The organism is Mycobacterium sp. NGS22, assembly GCF_059813095.1.
On sequence record NZ_JCALDY010000025.1, the window covers coordinates 16,223 to 35,855 of the forward strand.

Annotated in this window: 20 protein-coding genes; 11 read left to right on the forward strand and 9 right to left on the reverse strand. The window is 65.9% G+C overall.

The features are described from left to right. Positions 1–22 precede the first annotated feature (22 nt). On the reverse strand, positions 23–670 hold the full coding sequence (locus tag AC5Y47_RS20310; RefSeq protein WP_499946053.1) for a TetR/AcrR family transcriptional regulator: 648 nt from the start codon (positions 668–670) through the stop codon (positions 23–25). 31 nt (positions 671–701) lie between these two features. Next, positions 702–1,469: a DUF3159 domain-containing protein gene (locus AC5Y47_RS20315; RefSeq protein ID WP_499946096.1), complete on the reverse strand. Its 768-nt coding sequence runs from the start codon at positions 1,467–1,469 to the stop codon at positions 702–704. A gap of 155 nt (positions 1,470–1,624) precedes the next feature. On the opposite strand from AC5Y47_RS20315, the gene AC5Y47_RS20320 reads away from it, so the two are divergent. Further along, positions 1,625–2,146 carry a PadR family transcriptional regulator gene (locus tag AC5Y47_RS20320; RefSeq protein WP_499946054.1) on the forward strand — a complete coding sequence of 174 codons (522 nt, stop codon included), beginning with the start codon at positions 1,625–1,627 and terminating at the stop codon, positions 2,144–2,146. Positions 2,147–2,157: 11 nt separating this feature from the next. Here the strand turns inward: AC5Y47_RS20320 and AC5Y47_RS20325 are convergent, their stop codons facing one another. Next, positions 2,158–3,360: a MalY/PatB family protein gene (locus AC5Y47_RS20325; protein WP_499946055.1), complete on the reverse strand. Its 1,203-nt coding sequence runs from the start codon at positions 3,358–3,360 to the stop codon at positions 2,158–2,160. Between the two features lie 183 nt (positions 3,361–3,543). Here AC5Y47_RS20325 and AC5Y47_RS20330 point away from each other — a divergent pair, with 183 nt between their 5' ends. Next, entirely contained in the window at positions 3,544–4,509 is a 966-nt protein-coding gene (locus tag AC5Y47_RS20330) for an LLM class flavin-dependent oxidoreductase (protein ID WP_499946056.1), read from the forward strand. Between the two features lie 11 nt (positions 4,510–4,520). Next, positions 4,521–5,582 carry an NAD(P)H-dependent amine dehydrogenase family protein gene (locus AC5Y47_RS20335; RefSeq protein WP_499946057.1) on the forward strand — a complete coding sequence of 354 codons (1,062 nt, stop codon included), beginning with the start codon at positions 4,521–4,523 and terminating at the stop codon, positions 5,580–5,582. Positions 5,583–5,661: 79 nt separating this feature from the next. On the opposite strand, the gene AC5Y47_RS20340 is transcribed toward AC5Y47_RS20335, so the two are convergent. Further along, entirely contained in the window at positions 5,662–6,507 is an 846-nt protein-coding gene (locus AC5Y47_RS20340; protein WP_499946058.1) for an SDR family oxidoreductase, read from the reverse strand. A 151-nt stretch (positions 6,508–6,658) separates the two neighbouring features. Here AC5Y47_RS20340 and AC5Y47_RS20345 point away from each other — a divergent pair, with 151 nt between their 5' ends. The 5 genes from AC5Y47_RS20345 to AC5Y47_RS20365 all read left to right on the forward strand — a co-directional run bounded on the left by AC5Y47_RS20345 (position 6,659) and on the right by AC5Y47_RS20365 (position 11,694). Next, positions 6,659–7,684 carry an LLM class flavin-dependent oxidoreductase gene (locus AC5Y47_RS20345; RefSeq protein ID WP_499946059.1) on the forward strand — a complete coding sequence of 342 codons (1,026 nt, stop codon included), beginning with the start codon at positions 6,659–6,661 and terminating at the stop codon, positions 7,682–7,684. A gap of 3 nt (positions 7,685–7,687) precedes the next feature. Then, positions 7,688–8,884 (forward strand): cytochrome P450, encoded by a 1,197-nt coding sequence (locus tag AC5Y47_RS20350; protein WP_499946060.1) that lies wholly within the window; start codon positions 7,688–7,690, stop codon positions 8,882–8,884. Between the two features lie 158 nt (positions 8,885–9,042). Continuing rightward, the gene (locus AC5Y47_RS20355; protein WP_499946097.1) at positions 9,043–9,393 is read left to right on the forward strand and encodes a hypothetical protein; all 351 of its coding nucleotides are present in this window, start codon (positions 9,043–9,045) and stop codon (positions 9,391–9,393) included. A 310-nt stretch (positions 9,394–9,703) separates the two neighbouring features. Further along, positions 9,704–10,816 carry an ABC transporter substrate-binding protein gene (locus tag AC5Y47_RS20360; protein ID WP_499946061.1) on the forward strand — a complete coding sequence of 371 codons (1,113 nt, stop codon included), beginning with the start codon at positions 9,704–9,706 and terminating at the stop codon, positions 10,814–10,816. Between the two features lie 71 nt (positions 10,817–10,887). Further along, positions 10,888–11,694: an MBL fold metallo-hydrolase gene (locus AC5Y47_RS20365; protein WP_499946062.1), complete on the forward strand. Its 807-nt coding sequence runs from the start codon at positions 10,888–10,890 to the stop codon at positions 11,692–11,694. Here AC5Y47_RS20365 and AC5Y47_RS20370 read toward each other — a convergent pair. Together AC5Y47_RS20370 and AC5Y47_RS20375 are read right to left on the reverse strand one after the other, a co-directional pair. After that, entirely contained in the window at positions 11,691–12,677 is a 987-nt protein-coding gene (locus AC5Y47_RS20370) for an alpha/beta fold hydrolase (RefSeq protein ID WP_499946063.1), read from the reverse strand. The genes AC5Y47_RS20365 and AC5Y47_RS20370 overlap by 4 nt on opposite strands. Before the next feature lie 11 nt (positions 12,678–12,688). Then, positions 12,689–13,999: a M23 family metallopeptidase gene (locus tag AC5Y47_RS20375; RefSeq protein WP_499946064.1), complete on the reverse strand. Its 1,311-nt coding sequence runs from the start codon at positions 13,997–13,999 to the stop codon at positions 12,689–12,691. 202 nt (positions 14,000–14,201) lie between these two features. Between AC5Y47_RS20375 and AC5Y47_RS20380 the strand changes: the two genes are divergently transcribed. Next, positions 14,202–15,212: a phosphorylase family protein gene (locus AC5Y47_RS20380; protein ID WP_499946065.1), complete on the forward strand. Its 1,011-nt coding sequence runs from the start codon at positions 14,202–14,204 to the stop codon at positions 15,210–15,212. Between the two features lie 138 nt (positions 15,213–15,350). On the opposite strand, the gene AC5Y47_RS20385 is transcribed toward AC5Y47_RS20380, so the two are convergent. The 3 genes from AC5Y47_RS20385 to AC5Y47_RS20395 are packed head-to-tail and all read right to left on the reverse strand — an operon-like array spanning position 15,351 to position 17,807. After that, positions 15,351–16,205 carry a sulfurtransferase gene (locus AC5Y47_RS20385; RefSeq protein ID WP_499946066.1) on the reverse strand — a complete coding sequence of 285 codons (855 nt, stop codon included), beginning with the start codon at positions 16,203–16,205 and terminating at the stop codon, positions 15,351–15,353. A 19-nt stretch (positions 16,206–16,224) separates the two neighbouring features. After that, the gene (locus AC5Y47_RS20390; protein ID WP_499946067.1) at positions 16,225–16,944 is read right to left on the reverse strand and encodes a hypothetical protein; all 720 of its coding nucleotides are present in this window, start codon (positions 16,942–16,944) and stop codon (positions 16,225–16,227) included. Continuing rightward, complete coding sequence (locus tag AC5Y47_RS20395; protein ID WP_499946068.1) at positions 16,941–17,807, reverse strand: LLM class F420-dependent oxidoreductase; 867 nt, start codon at positions 17,805–17,807, stop codon at positions 16,941–16,943. Before AC5Y47_RS20395 ends, AC5Y47_RS20390 begins: the two co-directional genes overlap by 4 nt. 17 nt (positions 17,808–17,824) lie before the next feature. Here AC5Y47_RS20395 and AC5Y47_RS20400 point away from each other — a divergent pair, with 17 nt between their 5' ends. Further along, positions 17,825–18,370 carry a TetR/AcrR family transcriptional regulator C-terminal domain-containing protein gene (locus AC5Y47_RS20400; protein WP_499946069.1) on the forward strand — a complete coding sequence of 182 codons (546 nt, stop codon included), beginning with the start codon at positions 17,825–17,827 and terminating at the stop codon, positions 18,368–18,370. Further along, positions 18,367–19,617, forward strand: coding sequence for a cytochrome P450 (locus AC5Y47_RS20405; protein WP_499946070.1), 1,251 nt, complete (start codon positions 18,367–18,369; stop codon positions 19,615–19,617). The genes AC5Y47_RS20400 and AC5Y47_RS20405 overlap by 4 nt, the downstream gene beginning before the upstream one ends. Positions 19,618–19,633: the final 16 nt, after the last annotated feature.

Genomic DNA, 19,633 nt, shown 5'->3' on the forward strand with positions numbered 1-19,633 from the left:
CGCGAGCAGACGTAAAAGCCCCTCAAACGGGACGTTTTCGGGGGCTTTTGCGTCTGCTCGGCAGGGAACGGGGCGGGGTCAGCACCACCGGGCCGATCCAGTGCCGCAGCACCTTGCGCAACTGCGCCGCCGAGCGCGGCGGGTCCGGGGGCGCCAGCACCATGGACTGCACCAGCCGTAGTAGGTACTCGACCAGGTCGTCGAAGTCCTTTCCCCGGTATCCCAATGCGGCCCAATCGATTCCGGTATGTTCGAGCAGAAGTCGCGACCGTTTCAGTGCCGTTCCGACGACCATCTGCCGGCTGGTCAGCTTGGCCCGTTCGGCGTCCAGGAGCATCATCAGCAACGGTTCACCGGGTAGTTGCTCGACGAGATAGGCGACCGTTTCGACGAGCAGGTCGACGGGATCGCTGATACCGGAGGCGAGGTCGGCGATCCGCCCGGTCCATCCACCCAGGGCGACTTCGCCGGCCGCGGTGACCAGGTCGTCGATCGTCGGGAAATACCGGTAGACGGTCGGTCGGGTGACGCTCAGGTCGTCGGCGATGACCGAGATGCTTGTCTGTCGTGGGCCGCGCTGCTCCAGGCTGCGGATAGCTGCGTCGACAATGCGCTTGCGCGCCTCCTCGTCGTCGGCGGGCGGTGCTCCGCCCCAACCCTTTCGGCCCACGGTGGGTAATCATACGGTGAGGGTGCGGCTGTCAAATCCGGTCAGGCGGCAACTTCGCCAGGACGCCCGAGATCACGCCGCCGACCACGATCAGCACGACGCCGACGACGGTGTCGATGGACGCGGTTGCCAGGCCGGCGATCCCGGTCACGATGATGAACGTAGGCAGCCAGTCCAGGATCTGCAGGATCGAAGGGACCTGCGCCGGCTCCCCGTTGTCCAGTGCGGACATGGCCGAGGCGTAGTCGGGGTAGAACTCGGTGAACGCGACCGCCAAGAAGATCGCGCCAAGCTGCAGGATCCAGCCGGTCCAGAAGTTGCCGGGGTCGCCCAGCACGTAGTCGCCGACGAAGCCGACGCCGGCCGCGAACGTGAACGCGCCGGCCCACACCGCCGAGATCACCTTGTTGATCTGTTTGAACAGTGGGCTACCCCAATGTTCTTGCGGTGTGGTGTCTTTGGCGTAGGCCATGGTGAAGGGCTTGCGGATGAGCACAGAGAGCCAGGCGAACATCGCCAGTGAGATGTTGGTGATCTCGCCGGCCCACACTTCCAGGAAGCGGATCACGTCGTGCGTGGCGAACAAGCCGACGATTGCCATCGCACCGAAGAACGCCGCGCCGAACATCTCCAGCGAGTGAATATTGATGTTGCGGACAAGACCAATCAGCATCACCAGCACCGAGAAGCCCAGCGCCGCAACGACTGCGACCTCGAAGCGGCCGGGTTGGGACAGGGCCGACAACAGCGCCCAGGGCGCGATGCCGGAAAAGGGCGATTTGAGGAATCCGTCGAGCATGCTGCCGGCGCTGCGGCGCTCGGACCGCTGCCGGTCGCGGTTGGCGAAGAGGGCTGTCTGGGTCATGAGCTGTTCTCCAAAACGTGTCTATAGTGACATGTCGATAGTGACTTATCAGTAGTGACATGTCAATGCTGGATGGTTAGGATGGGCGGGTGAGCCTACGACATGCCGCGCTCGGGTTGCTGTCCCAGGAACCCGGCAGTGGGTACGACCTGCTGAAACGGTTCAAAGAGTCGATGGACAACATGTGGCCGGCCACCCAGAGCCAGCTCTACGGTGAGCTCAACAAGCTCGCCGCCGAGAAGCTGATCGAGGTCTCCGACCGGGGCCCGCGGGGCCGCAAGGAGTACGCGATCACCGATGCCGGCCGGGCCGAACTGCATCGCTGGATGTTGGCGCCGCAGGAGGATCCACCGATCCGCAACGCCGCGATGCTGCGCGTCTTTCTGCTCGGGCAGCTGCCGCCCGAACGGGCGCGGGAATATCTGGAATCCCTGCAGACCATGGCCAGGCAGGAACACGCCCACTACCGCAAGATCCTCGACTCCTACGACTGGTCGGACGACCACGACGCGTTCTTCGCCCGCGCCGTGCTCGAGCAGGGATTGCGCTGGACGCAACACGAGATGGACTGGGCCGAGTGGGTCATCGAGCGGCTCGACAAGCGGGCGTGAGGTGCCCGCTGCTAGCGTTCGCGCAACGCTCGTCCCATGCGCGAGACCGCCTCAGTCAGAATGGTTTTCGAGGTGGCGAAGTTGAGGCGGACGTGTCCGGCGCCCCCGGTGCCGAACACATGTCCCGAGCTGAGCGCGACGCGGGCGTGGTCGCGAAACCAGCGGGCCGGTCCGGACAGGTCGGAGACGACCTTGATGCCGTCGCCGGCCTGGTCGTCGATGCCGAGTTCGCGGCAGTCCAGCCAAGCCAGGTAGGTCCCTTCAGGGCGCAGCAGCCGCACGCCCGGAAGGTGTTCGGCGACCAGATCGCCTAGCAGCGTACGGTTTTCGTCCAAGCCGGCCAGCAGCGCATCCAGCCAGGTGCCGGCGGCGGTGAATGCTGCCGTGTGCGCGATCAAACCCAGATGGCTGGCCCCGTGGCCGACTTCCTCGGGCATCCGGCGGAGTTCGGTGGCCGACTCGGGGCCGGCCACGGCGATGGCCGCTTTGATACCCGCAAGGTTCCAGGCCTTGGAGGCCGATGTCAGCGCCAGGGCATTCTCGGCGCCGGGCACGCTGAGATACGGGGTGAACCGCGCCCCGGACAGGATCAGCGGCGCGTGAATTTCGTCGGAGACCACTCGAATATCGAAGCGGCGAGCCAGTTCGGCGACGGCGCGCAGTTCGTCGGCGGTGTGCACCGCTCCGGTCGGGTTGTGCGGATTGCACAGCAGGTAGGCAACTTTGCCGCCGGGGCCGGCCGAGCGGCGACTACGCGCGAACGCATTCTGCAACGCGTCCAGGTCGATTCGGCCGTCGGTACCCAACGGCGCCTCGACCACCACGCGCCCGTCGTGCGCGACGAAGGCGTAAAAGGGCGCGTAGACAGGTGAATTGACGATGACGGTGTCGCCGCGGTCGGTCACCAGGCGCAGCATTTCGACGATTCCCAGCATGACGTCGGGAACGACGCGGGTCCGGCCCACCGCCATGTCCCACTGCCAGCGCTGCGCGGCGAATTCGCCGACCGCCTTGGCGTAGTCCTTGCCGTGCGGGTATCCGGTGTCGCCGGAATCGACGGCCCGATGGATGGCTTCGGCCACTGCCGGCGCCAGGTTGACATCCATCTCGGCGACCCACAACGGCAGCACATCGGCCGCGTGTGCTCGCCATTTCATACTGCTGCGCCGGCGTAGTTGGTCGAGCGTCAACTCCTCGAGGGGGTTAGCCGTCACCCTCGGATTTTAGCCCGCGCCTCTTCCCCCGCGACCGCGCCCGTTCTCCCGCACCCGCGCCCGTTCTCCCGCGAGCAGACGCAGAATCGCACTGAAATCGCTCGATTTGTGCGATTCTGCGTCTGCTCGCGGGGAGGGTCAGCGGCATGGTGGATTGAACAAACATTAGGTTAGGGTGCGAGAGTGTTCACCCTCCGGTTCGACATGCGCGCGCCCAGTTGGGCCGGGTCGGCCGCCGACCTCTACGGCGCGGCTGTCGACATGTGCGCCTGGGCGGAGACGCGCAGAGCGGTGCTGGTCATCTTGTCCGAGCACCATGGCGCCGACGACGGCCACCTGCCGGCGCCGCTGATGTTGGCCTCGGCCATCGCTTCGCGCACCAAGCACTTGGCGATTCTGGTTGCGGCGGTACCGATCCCGATGTGGGACCCGGTCCGACTGGCCGAGGAGATCGCCGTACTGGACCTGATCAGCCGGGGACGGGTGTCCTACGCGTTGGGTGTGGGGCATCGCGCCGAAGAGTACGAGCACTTCGGCATCGACATGACGACGCGCGGCCGGGTGGCCGACGAGATCGTCAGTGTGCTCGCTCCGTTGGTGCGCGGCGAGACCGTGCAATACCGCGCCCGTCAGGTCCGGGTCACCCCGCGGTGCGCCACCGCCGACGGCCCGCTGATGCTGATCGCCGGGGGCAGCAAGGCCGCGGCCCGGCGGGCGGGTCGCCACGGGCTCGGCTTCATCTCCCAGACCGACTCGCCGGGTCTGCGGGAGTATTACGAATCCCAGTGTCGCGCAAACGGATACGAGCCGGGACCCTACCAAGGCCCGGTGCCCGGCACGCCGACCACGGTGTTCGTCGCCGACGATGTCGACAAAGCCTGGCGGGAACTGGGTCCCCACCTTCTGCACGACGCGAAGATGGCGGCGTCCTACCGGCCGCACGACGACACGGTCGCCAGCATCACCCGCGCCGACACCGTGGCTGCGCTCCGGGAAGAGGGCGGCCCGTACCGCATCCTCACCGTGCAGCAAGCCGTCGAGTACGTCGGTAGCGGACGGCCGCTGCCGTTGCATCCGCTGTGCGGTGGCGTGTCGCCGGACGTGGCGTGGCCCTACCTGGAATTCGCCGCCGCAGCGGTTCAGACGTGAAGGAGACTGCGATGCGCGTTGTCGTGTGGGCGACCGGGGGAGTGGGGTCCATTGCTATCGACGCCATCCGGCGCCGGCCGGACCTGGAATTGGTTGGCGTGTGGGTACATTCGCCGGACAAAGTCGGCAGGGACGCGGGTGAGCTGGGCGGCGGGGCGCCGCTGGGATTGGCGGCGACCGACGACGCCGACGCGCTGCTGGCCTTGCGGCCCGACTGCGTGGTCTATGCCGCCAGCGGTCCCGAGCGCGACGCCGGCGCGGTGCCCGACTACCTGCGGTTGCTGTCGGCGGGCATCAACGTGGTGTCGACGTCGTCGACCAGTCTGGTCCATCCGCCGTCCTACTTCGCGCCGGACTGGCGCGGCCAACTCGAGGCGGCCGCCCGCGCCGGCGGGGCTTCGTTCTACGTGTCTGGGATCTTTCCCGGTTTCGCCTCCGACGAGTTGGCCCTGCTGATGACCACCCAATCCAAGAGCATCCGCCGCATCACTGTCAGCGAGGTGGCGCTCAATGATCACTATCCGGTGGCCGACGTGATGATGGACGGCATGGGATTCGGCCGTCCGCTGGATTTCGAGCCGATGCTCAAGACGCCTGGTTTCATCGAAATGGCATGGAAGGCACCGCTTTACCTGATTGCCGACGGGCTGGGCGTGCAAATCGAGGAAGTGCGCGGCACGCTGGACCGCGAGCTGACCGATCGCGACATCCAGGTGGCGTTCGGCACCATCCCCGCGGGCACGTGTGGTGCGGTGCGCACCCGGGCCGCGGCGGTGGTCAACGGCCGCGAGGCCATCGTGATCGAACACGTGATCCGGATGGCGCGCGACGTCGCACCCGACTGGCCGGCTTCGGAGTTCGACGCGACCTACCGGGTCGACATCGACGGGGATCCCGACATCCACTGTGTGCTGACGCTCGGCGCGGCCGAGGGGCACGGCGCCGGACGGGCGGCGATGGCCGCCACGGCGATGCGCGTCGTCAACGCGATCCCCTATGTGGTGGCCGCGCCGCCGGGACTGCTCAGCTCGTTGGACCTACCGACGACGTTGCCGCGGCACGCTTTTGACTAGCGCGAGCAGACGCAAAAGCACCTCATTTCGGCACGAAATGAGGTGCTTTTGCGTCTGCTCGCGCAGACTCAGGCAGGGCTCAGGCCAGCTGGACCCGGCCGGTGATCAGGTCCATGATCGCCTTGCCCGGCGCATACGAGCCGGTGATCGACGACATGGCGTGGCCCTGGTCGACGTTGAGCGTGATGCCGTTGATGGAGCCCGAGGCGTCGCTGTTGAGCATGATCATCGCCTTGCCGATGTCCTCGGGGGTCAGCGTCGCGGTGCCGGTGTCGTCGCGGTAGTCCTGGGCGAAGGTCAGCCACAGGTCGGCGTTCGCGCGGGCCAGCGGAGTGTCGGTGGGGCCCGGGCAGACGGCGTTGATCCGAATGCCCTTCTTCTGGAAGTGGTAGCCCTGCCAGGCGACGTAACCGTTGATCGCCTTCTTGCTGAAGCCGTAGTGGATGATTCCCTTCGGCTCGCGCTCCTGGCACCAGTCGTGCGCCGACTTGTAGTCGGGCGTGGCCAGGAAGTCCTGCACCAGTTCCAGGTCGTTCTCCCACCCCATGCCTGCCACCGACGAGATGAAGCAGATGGCCGCGCCGCGCTGGAGCAGGTCCTTGTCGAGCAACCGCTCGATCAAGTGGCGGTGCCCGATGAAGTTCACCTGCATCAGCTTCGGGCCATCGGCGACACCAGCGGCGGAGAACAGCGAGTGGACGGGTCCGTCGAGTTCGTCGACCGCACGGTCGATCGAGTCCTGGTCGCTGAGGTCGAGCGAGATCACCTTGTCGGTGTCGAAGTCGACGGGCGCGAAGTCCATCACCGTGACGTGTGCGCCGAGATCCTTGGCGATCTGCGCCGCGGCTGCGCCCATGCCGGTCGCACCACCGACCACCAGAACGCGCTTTCCTTCATAACCCAGTAAGTCTGACGCCGTCGTCATCTTTCCTCTTTTCGCTGGTGGTTAATGCACCGACGTTACAATATCCGGACCAGCTGTAAGTTACAAACCTGTCCCGGTTTCAGCGGTTGACCTCGATCTCGGGTCCCACGTAGCGTACGTGAGACAAATATTAGGTCGGCTAGGAGTAGCTGTGTTCACCCTGCGCTTCGACATGCGGGCTCCGGCGTTCGGAGCCGACCCGACGGCGCTGTATGCCGCCGTGCCGCAGATGTGCGCGTGGGCGGAGGGGCACGGGTGCCTGGCAGCCGTCGTGTGTGAGCACCATGGTTCCCCGGACGGTTATCTGCCGTCACCGATGCTGCTGGGTTCGGCGGTGGCGGCGTCCACCGAGCGCCTGGCGCTCAGCTTGATCCTGATCCTGCCGTTCTACGACCCGGTCCGGCTTGCCGAGGACATCGCCGTGCTCGACATTCTCAGCGCCGGCCGGGCGTCCTACATCATGGCGCTGGGATACCGCCCCGAGGAGTACGACATCTTCGGGCTGGAACTGGGTGATCGGGGTCGGCTGGCCGACGAGAAGCTGGGTCTGCTGCGCCGACTGCTGGCCGGTGAGACGGTCGTCGAAGATGGCCGGCGGATCTTCGTGACGCCTCAGCCGCTCACCAAGGGCGGTCCGGCGATGATGTGGGGTGGCGGCAGCCTGGCCGCGGCGCGCCGCGCCGGTCGCTACGGACTCGGGATGCTGGCCAATGGCAATGTCCCGGGAATGCGTGCGGCATACGAGGATTCGTGCCGCAAGCACGGACACGAGGTCGGGCCGGCCTTCTTCCCCGACCGCAACACGCCCTCGGTCACCTTTGTCGCCGACGACGTCGAGCAGGCCTGGTCGGAGCTCGGTGAGCACCTGTTGCATGACGCGCGCACTTATGCCGAATGGAATCCCGGCAACGAGACGTCCGCGGGTTTCTCGCACGTCACGACCGTGGACGAGCTGCGGGCGACGGGCACGTCGCACGTGATCATCACCGTCGACGAAGCAGTCTCGCGGGTGCGGTCCGGAAAGATGCTGACGTTGTCGCCGCTGTGCGGCGGGCTCCCGCCCGAGGTGGCGTGGCCGTATCTCAAGCGCGTCGGCGAGGTCGTGCTACCGGAGGCGTCCGGGGCGCCGCCCGGCGACGGCGCGCTCGGCGAGTTGCTCTCCAACAAGAACGGGTGACCCATGACCGGGGCGAGCGCCACTGAGATCTATTACGACCCTTTCGATTTCGACATCGACGACGACCCGTACCCGGTCTGGAAGCGGATGCGGGACGAGGCTCCGCTGTATCACAACGAAAAGTACGACTTCTACGCGTTGAGCCGGTACGAGGATGTCGCGCCTGAGCTGACGAACTGGGAGACCTACCGGTCGGGCCGCGGCACCACCATGGACATCATCATGAGCGGTGTCCAGGTGCCGCCGGGGGTGATCCTGTTCGAGGATCCGCCCCTGCACGACCTGCATCGCCGTTTGCTGTCAAGGGTTTTCACGCCGCGGCGGATGGAAGCGATCGAACCGCTGACCCGGGACTTCTGCGTGCGGGCGCTTGACCCGCTAATCGGGTCGGGCCGGTTCGACTTCATCGAAGACCTCGGCGCGATGGTACCGATGCGCACCATCGGCTATCTGCTGGGGATTCCCGAAGAGAACCAGGCGGCGATCCGCGACCGCGGCGGACGGGCAATCAACTTGCGCGAGGGCACCTTTCGAGCGGTCGAAGCCGACCTGTTCGAGAAGAGCTACGAAGTGTTCTCCGACTACATCGACTGGCGGACCGAGCATCCGTCCGACGATCTGATGACGGCGCTGCTGAACGCCGAGATCGAAGAGAACGGTGTCACGCGACGGTTGGACCGCACCGAGGTGCTGATGTACACCAGCACGATCGCCGGCGCCGGCAACGAGACCACGACACGGCTGATCGGATTCCTGGGTCAGCTGCTCGCCGAACACCCCGAGCAGCGTCGCGAACTCGTGGCGGACCCGTCGCTGATCCCGATGGCGATCGAGGAGACCTTGCGCTACGAGGCTCCCTCACCGGTGCAGGCACGTTACGTCGCGCATGACGTCTCATGCCGCGGCACGCTGGTACCGGAAGGCTCGATCATGTTGCTGCTCAACGGATCAGGCAATCGTGACGAGCGTAAGTTCGCCGACGGCGAGCGCTTCGACATCCACCGCGGCGCCAGCCACCTCAGCTTCGGACACGGACTGCACTTCTGTCTTGGGTCGGCCCTGGCGCGCATGCAGGCGCGGGTGGTTCTGGAAGAGGTGATCAAACGCTGGCCGCAGTGGTCGGTGGACTACGACAACACCGTCAAGGCGCACACCAGTAGCGTGCGCGGCTGGGCGAGCCTACCGGTTATCACCGCGTAGCTGTGTTCACCGGGGTTCTCTGTCACACGCGCCCCATCCGTCACCGCGTCGAGACAGTTGACGCCATGCCCGCCTCAGCGCGACTTGCCCACCCACGCGCGACACCCTGTGCGCGTGACGCTTCGATGCCCTCGATGTGGCCGCTGAATGTCATACCAATGTGCAACGGTAGCCTCATGACTCTCATCCTGAGCGGAATCGAACTGCGTTACGTACTTGCCTGGCAGCTACAGTTGCACGGGCAGGCGACTATCCCCGAGATGACGAAAGCATTGAGCCATCACGGCTTTGGCGTCACCGGCCGACCGTCGAAAGCCATCTCGGATGCTTTGCGTTGGGAAATTTCCCGAGGCCGAGTAAAGCGAATCGGTTGGGGCAAGTATGGTCCATCCGGCATTCCGCGCAGCACCCAGCACCGTATACATCAACGAGTGCTGGCGCTCCGCGGTGAGGCGGACGCGCGACGGATGCTTGAGGAGATTGGGTACACCGACCCACGCGATTCTTAGGCGGCGTGGGTCGCGGCAATGCTGGCGAATGTCGCGCTGGGGCGGGCAAGTCGCGCTGAGGTGGGCATCAGGCGAACTATCCGCGGATGTTGACCGATGTGGGGGGTGTGCTTCAGTGCCGGAACTGCTTCGAGCGGGAATGTCGCGCATGGGTGGGCAAGTCGCGCGGAGGTGGGCATACGGCCAACTGTGTTGGGACGGTGACTTATCTGGTGCATGTGACCCAACGGGCGGGCGATTGTTGACTCGGCACTCAGGTCTCTGCACGATGAACAACTGTTAGGTTTCAATCCTCAGGCTAGGAGAATGAGTGTCCTACGAAAGCACCGCGCAGCCAATCAAAATCGGCTACCTGATGGACTTTCTGCTCCCCGAAGGATTCCCGAAGACCTACTTCGAGGACTTGACCCAACCGTTCGATCTGGTGTTCAAACAAGCGGTCGAGCAGGGGTTGATAGACCGGCCGATCGAGATCCTCTACCGCGAAGTGGAAGGCCTGCCGAAGGGTTCGGTCAAAGCGGTCATCGACGCCTACGGCGAGTTGTGCGACGAAGGCTGCCTGGCGATCTTCGGCCCCAGCATCGCCGACAACGCGATCCCGGCGCGGGAGGCGATCGAGGAACGTTTCAAGGTGCCCTGCATCAGTGTCACGGGATCCGATGTCGCACTCGGCGAATGGTTCTTCGCCTTTCCGATGGGCTCACACACCGACGAGCCGATCTTCTGGTCCGACCTGTTGACGAAGGCGGGCCACACCGAAGTCGGCGTACTGGTCGAGCAGTCGATAGTCGGGGAGACCTATCTGCGGAATTTTCGGGATGCGTGCAGGCGTAAGGGTATTCGGGTGGTGGCCGAAGCGTCGATAGCGCAGACGGCACAGGACGTGACCGCCGCGGTGAACACCCTTCACGCAGCCAAGCCGCAGGCAATCGTGCACTGCGGCTTCGGGTTCGGCGTGGTTTTCGTCAATCCCGCACTCCAGGCCCTGGGCTGGGACCCGCCGCGCTACTGCGGCACCGCTTTCCAGAACGCCTGGCTCAATCCGATCATGTGGAACGCGTTCATGGGCTGGACAGGTGTGGACCAGTACGACGAGGGCAATACGGTCGGGCAGAAGTTCCTGGACGAATACCACCGGGAGTACGGTCGCCGGCCGGAATGGTGCGTGCCGGTGGTCAACAGGGACATCGCATGCACCCTGCTGCGGGCACTGGCCGAGGCACACCCGTTGAGTCCGCGCGGTGTCAAGGAGGCGCTGGAGCGGGTGAAGATGATGCCGGCGGCGTCCGGCGCACCCGGCACGCGGGTGTCGTTCGGCAACTGGACGCGTCGGGCGTGGATGGGCGCGGGTTACCTGGTGGCCCGGCGGCTCGATGCCGACGGCGTGAACTCCCACCTGGTCGATCGCTTCGGGGAAGAGTAAGTCCCGCCTGCGCCTGACCGGATCAACGACGACACGTTTTGTCCGCCGTTCTCCGGGAACTCGCAGCAATCATGGACATCACCGTCACGTTCATCGGCAACGCCACCACGCTCATCCGCGCCGGCGACATCACCGTGCTCACCGACCCCAACTTTCTGCACAAGGGTCAGCACGCCTATCTCGGCTACGGCCTGGTATCCAAACGCCGCAAGGCACCCGCGCTGACGATCGACCAGCTCCCGTCGATCGACGTCGTGCTGCTGTCGCATCTGCACGGCGACCACTGGGACCGGGTGACGACGAAAGGGCTGGACCGTGAACTTCCGATCCTGACCACGCCAGCGGCGGCGAACCGGTTGCACTCCAAGGGCTTCGAGCGCGCCGCCGCATTGTCGACGTGGCAGGCGCACACGATGGTCAAGGGGGATGTCCAGCTCACCGTGACGGCGCTGCCGGGTCGTCACGCCCCGCTGTGGACGAAGCGCCTGCTCCCGCCGGTCATGGGCAGCATGCTCGAATTCGGAACGGTGGACAGCCCGACCAGGCGGCGCCTCTACATCTCCGGGGATACGCTGCTCATCGACGAACTCGGCGAGATCCCGGTCCGGTTCGACGCCATCGACGCGGGCATACTCCACCTCGGGGGGACCCGGCTGCCCGCCGGCGCGCGATTGCCGTTCGGGTTGACCGTGACCATGGACGGGCAGCAAGGTAGCGGGCTCGTCGAACGGCTCGATTTGCCCAAGGTCATCCCGGTCCACTTCGACGACTACACGGTGTTCGCCTCACCGCTGTCCGACTTCAAGGCCGAAATGAAACGCCGCGGCCTCGACGACCGCATCCTGGAGATCGAACGCGGCCACTCGGTGTCGGTTTAGCTCGCCTGATCCACCAGCACCGCGCCCTCGGGCCGCTCGCCGAGGGTCTGCAGCTGCAGCGCGATGTCGGCGCCCTGCGCGGTCAGGCGAATGATCTGCGCCAGTTCGGCGGGTGCGTCACATTGCAGGTAATGATCGGCCGTCGGGACCACCCAGTAGCGGCTCCGACCGGGCATCCCCCGCAGGTAGGTATGCCAGACATGGTTCGCGACCCGCAGCGGGGCGACAGCGTCGTGCAGCCCCCAGATCAGGGTCACGTTGACCGGCAACTGCGAAAGCGCTTCCAGCCAACGCTTCTCGTCGGCGGCCCGCTCGTGCAAGTACTGGATCGTGTCCGGCAGCACCCGGATCCCGTCGTTGTAGGCGAAACACTTTGTCAGCGCAGAGATCTCCGGATCATCCGGCATCCGGCGCGGCATGAACGTGGTGACCCCGAGGCCGGCGGCCAACAGCTCCGGCGTCGTCTCGGCAGCAGCGGCACGACCCGACGCGGCGTCGAGGAGCGCGAGCTGAAAGGCGGTCAGATTGGACAGCGGCAGATAGATGTTGCCGTTGGTGATGATCAAATCGACAGGCAGCGCTGACTTCTCAGCGAGCAGGCCTAACGCGATCATGCCGATGCTGCAGCCGCGGTCGTGGGTGATCATGCGGTAGTCACTCAGTTTCCACACCTCGGTGATGGCGTGCACGAGCAGTCGCGCGTCGTCGTAGAGCGAATAGACGTACGGCTCGGGTGGTTTGTCGGAGACGCCATAGCCTGGGAAATCCAGCGCGAAGATCTCGAATTCGCCGGCCAATTCCCGCGCCAGCGGAAAGTAGTCGATGCTCGACGTGGGGAAACCGTGCACACACACCAGCGCAGGTTTGCCCGGCGTACCGAATCGTCGCAGGAACACCGTGACCGGCTGCCGGTCGTTGGCGTCGGTGGTCGACCGCCAGCTCAATTCGGTTCCGCCGGTGTGCCATTCCACGAAGATATCCATCGTCGAGCCTCTCAGGTTTGCGGGAACGTCACGACGGCCAGCAGTAGCGGCAACTGTTTGCCCTTCAGTTGCGGGGTGGGCAGTATGTCCGGGCCGAGAAAGGAGCCGCTGAGGTAGTTGTCGGCATTGAACACCGCCGTCGTACTGACCTGACCCTGGTAGCTGAAACCCTCGAGCACGTAAGGCAATCCATCGGCTTCGAGTAGCGACGGGCCACTCATCAGCTGAAAGTGCAGATGCGGCGCGTTCGAATTGCCGGTATTGCCCAGCTCGGCGATCTGCTGTCCCTTCTTGACCTTGTCGCCCGGTTTCACCAGCAGTGATCCCTGGATGAAATGGGCGTACATGGCGTAGACCCCGTCGCCGATGTCCATGATGATGTGATTGCCGTCGATGTTCTCCACGGTGAGTTTCGCGGCCAACGCGGGATCGGATGACGGCAGGATACCCGGCTTGTTGGCTTCGATGCTGTCCAGCGTCGACACCACGGTGCCGTCGGCGACCGCGTAAACCGGTGTCCCGTAACTGATGTAGCTCTCATTCACCGCCCGGTCGCCCACGTAGAAATTGCCTTGGTCGTTCATCCGCATCCAGTCGATCGCGAAGCGCTGGCTGTTGTTGAGTTTCATGTTGACCGGAAGGATGGCGTCACGGTGCGCCCACCCCGGATCGCAGCAGCCGTTGAAGGCGACCCAATTGTTGCCGCGCAAGGGAGAACCGATGATGCGCGGCGTCCCGGCCGAGATGTCGAACGGTGCGCCGAGGGTGTCGATGGCCCCGGATGTCTTGGCGGCGCTCGGATTACTCACGCCGGTGCCGTGCAGCCGCAGCATCACCGCTTTCGGGAAATCCGAGAGGTTATCGAGCCGGAAGTCGACGAGCAACGACCGCGACGACTGCGGCGCGATGGTGAAGTCGGGTGCGGGCGCGGCGGGCACCAGGCGCAGCCGGTTGCAGTTGCCGTAGTTGCAGGCGGGATCGACCAGTTGATTTCCCGAATATGACGCCAACACCCTCTTGGGGTCCCGGCCGTCGACCACGTCCACCCCGGTCAGGCTGGCCGGCTCCGCCGTCGAGTTGGTGACTTGCATGTCGAACGCCAGGTGATACTTGTCGTCGGTACCGGGAAACGCGAAGGTCGGCCGGCTGATCGGTGACACCGTCAACGGCGTGAAGGCATCTGGGACGCTGACGCCGGCCAGCGGGTCGCTGGTCGGGGGCGCGTCGCCGGCGGGCTGCTTGGGCGCCGATGTACAGCCGGCAAGCACGAAGGCGAACCCGATGGCTGCCAGCTTTACCCAGCAACGGTGCCGCTTCGCCATCTGGTGTTGCCTCCTTGGTCAGCCGTACGCTCGGCCACCGTCAGCTCCCTCGAGTCGCGGTTGCGTCACGGCACTTGAAAAGAACGGTAACGAATCTCCAACCTCTCGCCGTGTCGCGCGAAAATCAAGCCGTTGTTGTTCCAGCCACGTCCATGAGAGTCCCGGCCATGACCGACGAAACCTCGACGACGAGAGGGAGACTGTGCTCAAACGGTTGCGCGCTGTCCTCGTCGTGGTCGTCGCGGTCTGTGTGGGCGGCGGATTGGCCGTCGCAGATCCCGCCGGGGCCGCGGGCGTGACGGCGGCGACGTGCGAACAGCGAACGCTGGTGCTGACCGCCTTCCCAGCCGAGACCGACGCGGTCTTGGCGCACACCACGCTGGACGCGAATCCCAAAGCGATACATGACAATCAATATTTCTATCGCGGTTCGATCGCCGGCAAGAAGGTGCTTGTCGCCATGACCGGGATCGGCATGGTGAACGCCACCCGCGTCACCGAGACCGCACTGAACCGGTTCACCTGCGCCTCCGGCGAGACCATCGCAGCGGTGGTGTTCTCCGGGGTCGCCGGAGGAGCCGGGCGGACCAGCATCGGCGACGTGGCCGTGCCCGCCCGGTGGAGCCTGGACAACGGAGCGACATTCGCCGCCGTCGATCCCGGCATGCTGGCCGCGGCGCAAGCGCTCACCGTCAACCTCAGCAGCGTCAACAACCTCGGCAATCCAATGTGCCTGTGCCGTCACGTCCCGACCGTAAAGCTGATCGATCTGAAACGGTCGCCGCAGCTGTTCGTCGGCGGCGACGGCTACAGTCATGACGCCAACAACGGCCAGGCCTTCCCGTGTGTACCCAACGGCGGCGACGTCTTCGGATGCCAACCGTGCAGCCCGCCGGGGCGTTCCTTCTTCTACACCGGGAACTTTGTGCAGGCCATCGGGCCGTTCCTGACCAAAGGGTTGCTGAGCAACCTCAACATCCAGACCGCCGAGAATCCGGCTTTCGACGCGGTGGACCAGGAGACGGCTGCGGCGTTGGCGGTCGCCGCGGCGCACGGCGTCCCGTTCCTGGGCATCCGGGGCATGTCCGACGGGCCCGGTGACCCGCTGGGCCTGCCGGGCTTCCCGTTTCAGTTCTTCTTCTACAAGCAGATCGCCGCGGAGAACGCCGCCCGGGTGGTCGAGGGATTCTTGGGGACGTGGGCCGGGGCATGAAGTGCTGTTGCGGCCGTCGGCCGGACTAAGCGCTTCGCCTTACCCTGACGCGCCCCGCGAGGGTCCGCAAATGTACGGCAGAGCACCCTTTTTCTGGCATTTTGCGGACTCTCGTGCACTCAGTGAACCCGCCACGGCCTACTCTGCCCCGCGCTGCACAGGGCGTCCCGGCTCCGAACTCCATTCCGACCACGAGCCGGGAAACAAGGCGGCTTGATGGCCCGCGACGGCCAGTGCGGCCACCAGAACGGTGGCGGTAACACCCGAGCCGCAATACGCACCGACGAGCTCGTCCCGCTCAATTCCGCTGTCGGACAACCGTTGCGCGAGCGCCTCCTCGGAGAGAAACGCACCATCGTCGGACAGCAGAGTCATGAAGGGCAGGTTCTTCGCACCGGGGATGTGGCCGGCCCGTGCATCGGCGGGTTCGCTGTCACCGCGGTAGCGTTCGGGGGCGCGCGCATCGAACAGCGGCAGCGCACCCGCGCCAGCCTGCTCGGCGGTCAATGTGGGCAGGCCACCGGCATACAGATCCTCGTGCTGCACAACCACATTCCCGGGCGCAGGATCCACCGCGCCGGCTTCAAGCCGACCACCCGACGCGCGCCATGCGGCCAGCCCGCCGTCCAGGATCCGCACGTCGGGCAGGCCCGCCGCGGTCAGCACCCACCACGCTCGTCCAGAGCCGGCCCGATTCCAGTCGTCGTACACCACCACCGGCACGCCCTGCCGAACCCCCCACCGCCGCAAGGCTTCCTGCACGCTACTGCCCGACGGCAGCGGATGCCGGCCGCGCCCGTCGACGCTGTGGTCGCTGAGCTCGTCATCCAGGGACACATACACCGCGCCGGGAAGGTGGCCGTCCAGGTAGGCGGGTCGTCCGTCCGGGACGTCGAGTTGCCAACGCACATCGAGAATGCTCAGCGGTTCGCCCGACTCGACGAGGTCGGCCAGTTCGGTGGCGGTGATCAGGACGCGGTTCCGAGGTTGCACACGTTCACCTTAACGACCACTACCGCGGCCAGGCCTCCCAGCTGATCATGCTGCGCAGCGGCCCGGCGAACACCGGCCGCACCGCTGCCGAACGCCAGCGCTCCTCGACCAAAGGCGCCGCGGCGGCCGTCACGGCCAGCGGGTCGTCGTCGAGGTAGACGACGGTGACGTAGTGCGCCTCGGTACGCCACCCGCGGGGCGCCGGCTTCCACGTCGACCCGAACGTCCACGCCCCGGCGGTGCCCGGAGTGGCCAGCAGCGCCGGATAGTGTTCGGCGTGCAGCCATTCCAACCAGTGATCGGGGCGCTCGCCGGTTGGTTCTTCGACGATCAGCAGCACGCCGCGGTGCGGCCGCCACGGCACCACCTCCGCCGACACCAGGGCTTGCGGTGCCGAATGCCATTGCAGCAGGCGAAGTCCGGAGATCTGCAGCAGCGGGCGCATGGCCGGCATGCGGCCGTTCTCCCGCAGCGCCCGCCCGAGGTCGACGAAGTCGTCGACCGTCTCCGCGACGGGCTCGCCGACCAGATAGTGCACGACGTTGCCGATCTCACCCAGCGGACCATTCGACGCCAGGAGGTGGTCCCGGTCAGCGATCCAGCGCAGCCCGTGCAGAATTCCCGGCAGTTGGAACTGCTCGGGCATGTGATCGAGCAGGTGCCACCGCAGGTAGCTGCCGTCGTCGTCACGCGGTGCTGCACCCGTGAAGCTGAAAATACCGGCCCGGACGCGGTTCACGAGGCGTTCAGTTCCGCGAGTGCCTGCAGATTCTCCAGATAATGCTGCAGCGAGGTGCTGGCGAAGTTGGCGCTGACGATGGTCGCGCCATGCGCGACGGCCTCGGCGATGAGTTCGCGCGACCGCTCAGGGTCGTGGATCGGATCCAGCCTCCTGGCCGGCGCGAGGACAACGTCGAAGTCCGGGCGAATGTCGAAGCGGCTCAACCAGTCCCGCGCCTGTCGCAGACTCACCGAGAAAGGTGTCCAGCCGTCGGCCAGGGTGACCGCACGGCGCAGCGACCGCAAGGTGCGCCCGCCCACCCAGATCGGGACATGATCCTGCACGGCACACGGGTCGACGACCATGCCGCCGAACGAATAGAACTCGCCGCGGTAGGACGGCTCGCGGACCGACAGCGAGGCACGCAGGGCGCGCACCGCGTCGTCACCGCGGGCGCCACGGTCGTCGAACGGCGCACCGATCAGGTCGAATTCCTCTTTCAGCGAGCCCACGCCAACGCCCAGGATGAGCCTGCCGTTGCTGAGCTTGTCCAGCGTGCCGTACCGCTTGGCGATCTCCAGCGGATGATGGTAGGCCAGCACCAGCACGTTGGTAGCCAACCTGATTCGGCTGGTCCGGGCGGCCAGATAACCCAACGTCGGCAGCGGATCCCAATAGCGCACCCCCCGCCGTTCCTCTTCGGCGGCAGGCAGTGCGATGTGTTCGCTGCATGTCAGATGGTGATATCCCAACCGATCCGCGGCCTCGGCGACGCGGGCGAGATCCTCGACCGACGCGGTCCGTTCCCAGTCGGCGTTCATGCCCGGGATCGTGGTGACCACCGGAGAGGCGATCGACAACTTTGCCGTCGGTGTGCTCATCGCGCTAGATTCTAACAATGCTCGAATCAGTCCGGACGAGACGTCCATACGGCGAACTGGACCGCGGACAAGTGGTCTCTTCGCTGCACACGCTGGCCCGGCGGGTGGGGGTGCAGCAGGTCACGATGCGCGAGCTGGCCGCCGAACTGGGGGCGGCGGTGCCGTCGGTCTACTACCACGTGCCGGGCAAACAAGCGGCCCTCGACCTGCTGGCAGAAACGGTGCTGGCCGGCATCCCGGTGCCGCGGCAGGGGCCGTGGGACGTCAGGCTCACCGAGTTGTATTGCACAGCAAGGGAAGCGCTGCTCGCGGTCCCGGGGATCGCCGGCATGCTGCAGACCGGCGGCGGCGGTGAGCAGGCGCGACGGCTGGACCGGCTCAGCCGCTCCCTGCTGGTCGAGGCGGGTCTCGCGAAACCGGTTGTGGCGGCGGCTCACATGGTGCTGTACACCTACCTGCTGGGGTCGGTCAGCCTGGAGGAGTCAGCGCCGGCCAAACGGCAGTCCGCCGCACGTTTCCGTGCCGGACTCGACGTGATCATCGCCGGGATCAGGGCGTCATGACGGTTCCTCAGCTCGGCTCGGTAGTAGTCGAAAACCTGGACAGCCCAGCCGATCGCGACGCCGCCCGGGTGCTTGATCCGGACACTTTCGTCGTCGGCGCTCCGTTCGATGCGATGGCCCGGCTGCGGGCCCAGAACCCGGTGCATCCGGTGCAGTTGTCCGGGCTGCCCAGGGCGTGGCTGCTGACCCGGCACGCCGACGTGCGACTGGTCAGCCGCGACACCGACACGTTCACCAGCAGCAACGGCAACACCCTGATCCAGGTCGAGGCGGGCCCCACCTCGGCGATGCTGCCGGGCATCGACCCGCCGCGACATGTGCTCTACCGCAAGCTGATCAACCAGGGTTTCACCGCCCGCAACGTGCTGCGCCTGGAACCGCACATGCGCCGGGTGGCTCGCGACATCGTCGACGACATCCGCGAGAAGGGCGAATTCGACGCTGTCCCAGACATTTCCGCGGAGATGTCACTACAGGTGATCGCCGACGTGCTCGGGGTACCCGCCGAAGACCGGCTGGATGTCTTCCGGTGGAGCAATGCCATCGGAACCCTGGGCATCGAGGATCCCGACTATGCGCCCACTCCCGAGGCGCTCGGGCAAGCGGCCGCCGAGATGTTCACGTACTGCAACGATTTGGTGAAACATCGACGAAAGCACGGTCTGACCGACGACATCCTGTCGGCGCTGCTGGCCGCCGAGGTCGACGGCGAGAAACTCAACACCGAGCAGCTCAACGAGTTCTTCGTCCTGCTGGCGATCGCCGGCAACGAGACCACCCGCAACACCCTCAGCCACGGCATTCTGGCGCTGTCGCAGCACCCGGAACAGCAGGCCCTGCTCGCCCGTGACCCCGACGCTGTCAAAGCGGCGGTCGAAGAACTACTGCGATGGGCGACCCCGGTGCTCTACTTCCGGCGCACCGTGACCCGCGATGTCGAGATCCGCGGGCAGCGCATCCCGGCCGGCGACTGGGTGCTGATGCACTATCTGTCGGCCAACCGCGACGAGGACGTGTTCGACCGGGCCGATGAATTCGACGTCACCCGAACCGATGCCGGGCATGCCGCGTTCGGCGGCGGGGGTGTGCACTTCTGCCTCGGTGCCCAGCTGGCCAGGCTCGAGCTGCGGGTGATGCTCGAAGAGCTGTATCCGAAGGTGCCCGGGCTCACCGTAACCGGCGAACCCGACCGGCTGCGGTCGTCGTTTTTCCATGGGATCAAACGACTTCCGTGTAGCACGGGATGATCAGCCGTACCGCCGA

Coding starts and splice junctions, on each gene's coding strand:
- AC5Y47_RS20400 (WP_499946069.1), top strand. CDS start 17,825: ATGCTCGAATCAGTCCGGACGAGACGTCCATACGGCGAACTGGACCGC.
- AC5Y47_RS20355 (WP_499946097.1), top strand. CDS start 9,043: ATGTGCAACGGTAGCCTCATGACTCTCATCCTGAGCGGAATCGAACTG.
- AC5Y47_RS20335 (WP_499946057.1), top strand. CDS start 4,521: ATGCGCGTTGTCGTGTGGGCGACCGGGGGAGTGGGGTCCATTGCTATC.
- AC5Y47_RS20375 (WP_499946064.1), bottom strand. CDS start 13,999: ATGGCGAAGCGGCACCGTTGCTGGGTAAAGCTGGCAGCCATCGGGTTC.
- AC5Y47_RS20405 (WP_499946070.1), top strand. CDS start 18,367: ATGACGGTTCCTCAGCTCGGCTCGGTAGTAGTCGAAAACCTGGACAGC.
- AC5Y47_RS20315 (WP_499946096.1), bottom strand. CDS start 1,469: ATGCTCGACGGATTCCTCAAATCGCCCTTTTCCGGCATCGCGCCCTGG.
- AC5Y47_RS20350 (WP_499946060.1), top strand. CDS start 7,688: ATGACCGGGGCGAGCGCCACTGAGATCTATTACGACCCTTTCGATTTC.
- AC5Y47_RS20395 (WP_499946068.1), bottom strand. CDS start 17,807: ATGAGCACACCGACGGCAAAGTTGTCGATCGCCTCTCCGGTGGTCACC.
- AC5Y47_RS20370 (WP_499946063.1), bottom strand. CDS start 12,677: ATGGATATCTTCGTGGAATGGCACACCGGCGGAACCGAATTGAGCTGG.
- AC5Y47_RS20340 (WP_499946058.1), bottom strand. CDS start 6,507: ATGACGACGGCGTCAGACTTACTGGGTTATGAAGGAAAGCGCGTTCTG.
- AC5Y47_RS20365 (WP_499946062.1), top strand. CDS start 10,888: ATGGACATCACCGTCACGTTCATCGGCAACGCCACCACGCTCATCCGC.